Genomic DNA, 5,640 nt, shown 5'->3' on the forward strand with positions numbered 1-5,640 from the left:
CGGTGCGCGCGACGGCGCGGACCTGGCGGCCTGAACCTGGCCCAGCGGCTCGCCGACGGCGACCAGGTACGGGTGGGCCCCAGCGGTCCCGGCGGGCCGCTGCCGGGCAGCGCGACCATCAGCGGCGGTTCCGCGGGCGTCCCGTCCGTCGCCGGCACGGGCGGCGGTGAGCCGGCGGCAGGTACACCGGTGGATCTGAACGCCGCCACCGAAGCCGAACTCGACGCCCTACCCGGAGTCGGGCCGGTGACCGCGAAGGCGATCATCGCCTGGCGGGAAACGAACGGGCGGTTCACCGATGTGGAGCAGCTGGCCGAAGTGGACGGTATCGGTCCGGCCCGGCTGGCGCGGCTGCGCGAACTGGTGACGGTATGACGACGCCGATGCTCCGGCGCACGGGCACCCGAGCTGCCGGATGCCTGCCGAGCACGGTCCGGGCGCGGGCGATATGGGCGAGCCCGGTCGGCGACCTCACCGGCCGCGCGCGCGTATCCGGGCGAGGCCGGCGGTTGCTCCGGCCGACGATGCGGACCGTCGGGCGGGTGTGCCGGTGAGTGCGGCGCCGGGCGGTGTCCGGGCATCGTTCGAAGATCCGGACAAGACCGCGGTGGGCACGGAGCCGGTGCTCGACGCCCGATTGCTGCCGGCCGCGGTGACCTGCTGGCTGGTCACAATTCTGGCGGTGGGTGCCGGATGGGCCGCCGGGGTGTTCGCCGCACTCGTGCTGGTGGTGTTCGCGTTGGCATCGTGGGGACTGCTGTGGACAGGTATCGCCCACCGCAGCGAACGGCATCGCGTCCTCGCGACGATCGTGCTCGGGTCGGCACTGATCGGTGTCGCGTTCTCCGGTGCCGGGGCGTGGCGGGAGCACCGGGTGGGTGCGCATCCGCTCCGGGCGGTGCCCGCGGCGGCGACGGTGGATGTGACCATGGTGCCCGCCGACGATCCGAAACCGGTGCGCAGCAGTGGTTCCGGAGGGGGCCGGCTCTGGGTGGTGCGGGGCGGGCTGCGGGAGTTCCGGTATCGCGACCGGGTGGTGCGCGGCGGCGGGGCGGTGGTCGTGCTCGCCGCGGGGCCGGCGTGGAGCGACCTCCTGCCCGGGCAGCCGATCGAGTTCCGGGCCCGGCCCGCGCCGCCCCGGCAGCACGATCTCACCGTGGTGACCCTGCGGCCCGTCGGAGCGCCCCATACGGTGGGTCCGCTGCCGTGGTGGCAGGCGGCCGCCGGCTCGGTGCGCTCCGATCTGGTCGCGGCGGCCGGCGGCGCCCTCGCCCCGGACCAGGCGGGACTGCTGCCCGCGCTCGTGGTCGGGGACACCTCGGCACTGAGCGATCGGGTGCACGACGATTTCGTCGCCGCCGGCCTTCAGCACCTGACGGTGGTGAGCGGCGCGAATTTCTCCATCCTGCTCGCCGCGGTACTCGCCGTCACCCGGTTGCTGACCCTCGGTCCCCGCCTGTCACTGCTCTGCGCGGCGCTGGCGCTGGTGTCCTTCGTCATCATCGCCAGGCCCGATCCGAGTGTGCTGCGCGCCGCGGCCATGGGATCGGTGACGCTCCTGGCCTTGCTGACCGGCCGCCGGAAACAAGCGCTGCCCGCGCTCTGCGCCGCGGTGATCGCCCTGCTGGCGCTGCGGCCCGCGCTCGCCGTACAGGCCGGATTCGCGCTCTCGGTCCTGGCGACCGGTGCGCTGCTCCTGCTCGCCCCCAGCTGGGCCGATCATTTGCGTGCCCGCGGCTGGTGGCGACTACCCGCGGAACTGGTCGCGGTGGCGGCCGCCGCCTTTGTCGTCACCACTCCGCTCACCATCGCCATATCCGGGCAGCTGAGCCTGGTGGCCGTAGCCGCGAATATTCTCGTGGCTCCCGTGATCGCCCCGATCACCATCGGCGGCGCCCTGGCTGCCGTGGCGGCCACCTGCTGGGAGCCACTCGCGCACCTCGTCCTGTCGCCGATCGGGCCGCCGCTGTGGTGGCTGCTCACCGTGGCGACCGAGGCGGCCGCCGTACCGGGCTCGGTCGCCACGGTTCCCGGCGGTACACCGGGCGGCCTGCTCGCCGCCGTGGTCGTCATCGGCGGTATCGCGGCGCTGCGGCTGGGCCGGTTCCGGCGTGTGCTGGCGGCCGTATCCCTCGGAGTCCTCGCCGCGTACCTGCTGCTGGTCTTCGGAACGGGCTGATCGGTCCCTTCCCGGTCGGCCGGGCCGGGCGGAAACGCGAGGGCCAGGGTTCGCCCGCAGGTCGGCCCGTGCGGGGCCGGCCGGACGTCCTACCGGTGCCCGAAGCCACCGGCCTGCCCTACGCACTACCGCCCCAGCAACTCCCCGGATGTGCCCTTGTTGTCGTGGTGCCGATGCGGTTACCCGGCGGCGGGCGAAACGGCCCGGATCGAGGATCCGGTACCCTCGCCGCCCGGGCTGCGGTCGAGGGTCGGTGGGCGGCCGTACGATCGGAGCCGTGAGCGAGCGACCTGCGGCCCTGCATCTGGTGCTGGGCGATGAGGAACTGCTGATCCAGCGCGCGGTGGCCGGGGTGACCGGGCAGGTGCGGGCGGTCGCACCGGACCCGGACGCGGTCCCGGTGGACCGGTTACGGGCCGGTGATGCCAGTAGCGCGGAGCTGGCGGAGTTGCTGAGCCCCTCGCTGTTCGCCGAGGACCGGGTGATCATTCTCGAGGCCGCGGATCAGGCCGGTAAGGATGCCGTGGCCGTGATCGCCGAAGCCGCCGCGGCGCCACCGGACGGGGTGGTGCTGATGGTGGTGCACTCCGGTGGGGGCCGGGCCAAGTCGCTGGTACCCGAATTGCGGAAGTCCGGGGCGCTGGTGCACGAATGCGCGAAGCTCACCAAGGCCTCGGAGCGGGCCGAATTCGTCCGGGCCGAATTCCGGGAGGCCGGGGCGCGGGTGTCGGCGGATGTGGTGCAGGCCGTACTCGACGCGGTGGGGTCGGAGCTGCGCGAACTGGCGGCGGCCTGCTCGCAGCTGGTCGCCGATACCGGGGGAAAGCTCGATGTGGCGGCGGTACGCCGGTACTACTCCGGTAAGGCCGAGGTATCCGGGTTCGAGGTGGCGGACCTGACCGTGGCCGGAAACCGGGCGGGCGCGGTGGAGGCGTTGCGCTGGGCGCAGGACCGCGGGGTGCCGCATGTGGTGCTGGCCGACGCGCTGGCCGATTCCGTGCACACCATCGCGAAGGTGGGATCCGCGGGGCGCGGGGATCCGTTCAAACTCGCGGGTCCGCTGGGGATGCCGCCGTGGAAGGTGAAGAAGGCCCAGTCGCAGGCCCGGGGCTGGACTCCGGCCACGATCGGGTCCGCGCTGCAGGTCGTGGCGACGCTGAACGCTGATGTCAAAGGTGGCGCCGCCGATTCCGGGTTCGCGCTCGAGGATGCCGTGCTGAAGCTGCTCGCCCTGCACGGGCGCAGCTGACCCGGCGGTGGTGGAAGACAGTCGCTATTCGACCGCGCTGAGTCCGAGCGCTTCCTCGGCCGCTTCGTCGTAGCGGCCGTCCCACTCCTCGTAGACCGGGGTCTCCTCGTCCCGGGTGACCATCCAGACCACCACCGGACCGCCGTCGTCGTCGGCCGGTACCAGCACGTTTTCGATCTTCACGCCGATACCGAGGACTTCGGCGGCCCGGATCACACCGGGCAGGTCCTCGGCTTGGACTACCGATTGGTTCGCATACACCGTAACCATGCGCCGCATGCTACGGCAGGAAGCGCGCGACCGGACCGGCGCCATCCGGGTTCGGCAGGAAAAGCCGTGCTGACCGGGGGCCGGGAACACCAAAAGCCGCCGTGGTCCTCAATGCCGCGGCGGCCGGTCGTCGAAAAGGATCAGTCGATCAGAGCTTGTTCAGCGCGATCGCCATCGCCGACTTCTTGTTGGCGGCCTGGTTGGCGTGGATAACGCCCTTGGAGGCGGCCTTGTCGAGCTTGCGGCTGACGAAACGGAGACGCTCGGCGGCGGCTTCCTTGTCGCCGGACGCGGCGGCGGTCCGGAAGGCGCGGATATGGGTGCGCAGTTCGGACTTCACCGACTGGTTGCGCTGACGCGCCGCTTCGTTGGTGCGGATCCGCTTGATCTGGGACTTGATATTGGCCACGCCGGTATCCTCTGGTTCCTGTCTGGTTCGGTCGGAAAGTCTGTGTGCACCCCCGCCCTGGTGCTCGTCCATCGAAGGGAACAGCCGGGCACGGGGTAGGCAACGCCGATTGGCCAGGTTACCAGCACGTGGCGGCGCGACGAAATCGTGGGCGGATCGTCACATCGCGGGCGCGGCGATGTCGTTGTCCGGTCCGCATGCCCCGCGTAACGTCCCCCGCGATCAGCGTAGGAGTTTTCCCAGCAGGACCCAGGTGTTCCCGGTGCGCGTCCCGCCAGGCGGGGCGGCGATCCTCTCGGAAGGCGGACCAGCATGTCTCCCACTGCGCAGGAGAAGGAAGCAGTCCTCGAAGGCGTCGAATCGGCGATTCCGTCCGACACCAAGAAATGGACCGCCGAGGCGCTCGGCACATTCGTCCTGGTGATGGGCGGTGTGGGGACAGCGGTACTGGCCGGGGAGAAGGTGGGTCCGCTCGGTGTGGCGCTGGCCTTCGGTCTGTCCCTGCTGCTCCTGGTCTACGCCATCGGGCCGGTATCCGGCTGCCATGTCAATCCGGCCGTCACCGTGGGGCAGTTCCTGATGGGCCGTCTGTCGCCGGTCAGCGCGGTGGGTTACATCGTCGCGCAGCTGGTGGGCGGTCTGGCGGCGGGGCTGGTGCTGTTCGCGATCGCGAAGAACCTGCCGTCCTACGATCGCGCCACCGACGGCCTGGGCGCCAACGGCTGGGGTCCGCACAGCCCGTCGGCGGTCACCGGCCCGGCGGGGGAAGTGGTGATCCAGAACGGGTACGGCCTGGCCGCCATGATCATCGTGGAGGTCATGCTCACCGCGCTGCTGGTCTTCGTGGTGCTGGCCTCGACCGACCGGATCTCCGAGATCCCGCAGGCGGGTCTTGCCATCGGTTTCACCCTGGCGGTCATCCACCTGATCTCGATCCCGGTCGACGGCACTTCGGTGAATCCCGCCCGCAGCCTGGCGGTCGCGCCCTTCCAGGACGGCGCGATGGGCCAGCTGTGGGCCTTCATCGTGTTCCCGCTGATCGGCGGGGTGCTCGGCGCACTGGTGTACGGGATGCTGTTCGGCCGCTCCCGGGACCTGGAGGTCTGACCGGCGCCCGTCAGCTCCAGCGGTATTCGCGTACGAGCCGATGGGCGACCAGGTCGAACAGTTTGCGCGGCAGGATGGCCCCTTCACGGCGGATACCGTCCTCGGGGACATCGAGCACCCGGTCCAGCCGGACCCAGCTGTCCCGGCCCTGGTGATCCCAGGTGCCCGCGCCGATCCCGATCCAGTCGGGATCGGCGTCGCGTACCGGATTGGAGCTGAGCATGAGGCCGAGCAGGGTGCGCCCGTCGCGCCCGACCACCAGGACCGGACGGTCCTTGCCGTTGCTCGGGTCCTCTTCGAAGGGAACCCAGGTCCAGACGATCTCGCCCGGGTCGGCGCGGCCGTCGAGCTGCGGGGCGTAGACCACGCGCCGGGCACGCTCGGCGGTCGGCACCGGGGTCGACGCCGCGGGGCGTACCGGGATAC

Annotated in this window: 6 protein-coding genes and 1 pseudogene; 4 read left to right on the forward strand and 3 right to left on the reverse strand. The window is 71.4% G+C overall.

The genetic code is table 11. The features are described 5' to 3' along the window. From ON38_RS07145 to holA, 3 genes and pseudogenes are all read left to right on the forward strand, one after another. Positions 1 to 375, forward strand: a pseudogene (locus ON38_RS07145) (ComEA family DNA-binding protein); the annotation flags it as partial. 175 nt (positions 376 to 550) lie between these two features. Then, positions 551 to 2,179, forward strand: a complete 1,629-nt coding sequence (locus ON38_RS07150) for a ComEC/Rec2 family competence protein (protein WP_218000745.1) — start codon at positions 551 to 553, stop codon at positions 2,177 to 2,179. A 277-nt stretch (positions 2,180 to 2,456) separates the two neighbouring features. Continuing rightward, positions 2,457 to 3,428: a DNA polymerase III subunit delta gene (gene holA / locus ON38_RS07155; protein WP_245563947.1), complete on the forward strand. Its 972-nt coding sequence runs from the start codon at positions 2,457 to 2,459 to the stop codon at positions 3,426 to 3,428. 24 nt (positions 3,429 to 3,452) lie between these two features. Here holA and ON38_RS07160 read toward each other — a convergent pair whose 3' ends face one another. Both ON38_RS07160 and rpsT read right to left on the reverse strand, forming a co-directional pair. Then, complete coding sequence (locus tag ON38_RS07160; RefSeq protein ID WP_039823397.1) at positions 3,453 to 3,698, reverse strand: hypothetical protein; 246 nt, start codon at positions 3,696 to 3,698, stop codon at positions 3,453 to 3,455. Between the two features lie 148 nt (positions 3,699 to 3,846). After that, positions 3,847 to 4,107, reverse strand: coding sequence for a 30S ribosomal protein S20 (rpsT, locus tag ON38_RS07165; protein WP_039823391.1), 261 nt, complete (start codon positions 4,105 to 4,107; stop codon positions 3,847 to 3,849). A 312-nt stretch (positions 4,108 to 4,419) separates the two neighbouring features. On the opposite strand from rpsT, the gene ON38_RS07170 reads away from it, so the two are divergent. After that, on the forward strand, positions 4,420 to 5,214 hold the full coding sequence (locus ON38_RS07170) for an aquaporin (RefSeq protein ID WP_039823393.1): 795 nt from the start codon (positions 4,420 to 4,422) through the stop codon (positions 5,212 to 5,214). Between the two features lie 10 nt (positions 5,215 to 5,224). On the opposite strand, the gene ON38_RS07175 is transcribed toward ON38_RS07170, so the two are convergent. Beyond that, on the reverse strand, positions 5,225 to 5,640 hold a 416-nt coding region (locus tag ON38_RS07175), incomplete at its 5' end, for a type II toxin-antitoxin system PemK/MazF family toxin (protein ID WP_039823399.1).

This window comes from Nocardia testacea NBRC 100365 (assembly GCF_000308775.1).
Taxonomy (GTDB): Bacteria; Actinomycetota; Actinomycetes; order Mycobacteriales; family Mycobacteriaceae; genus Nocardia; species Nocardia testacea.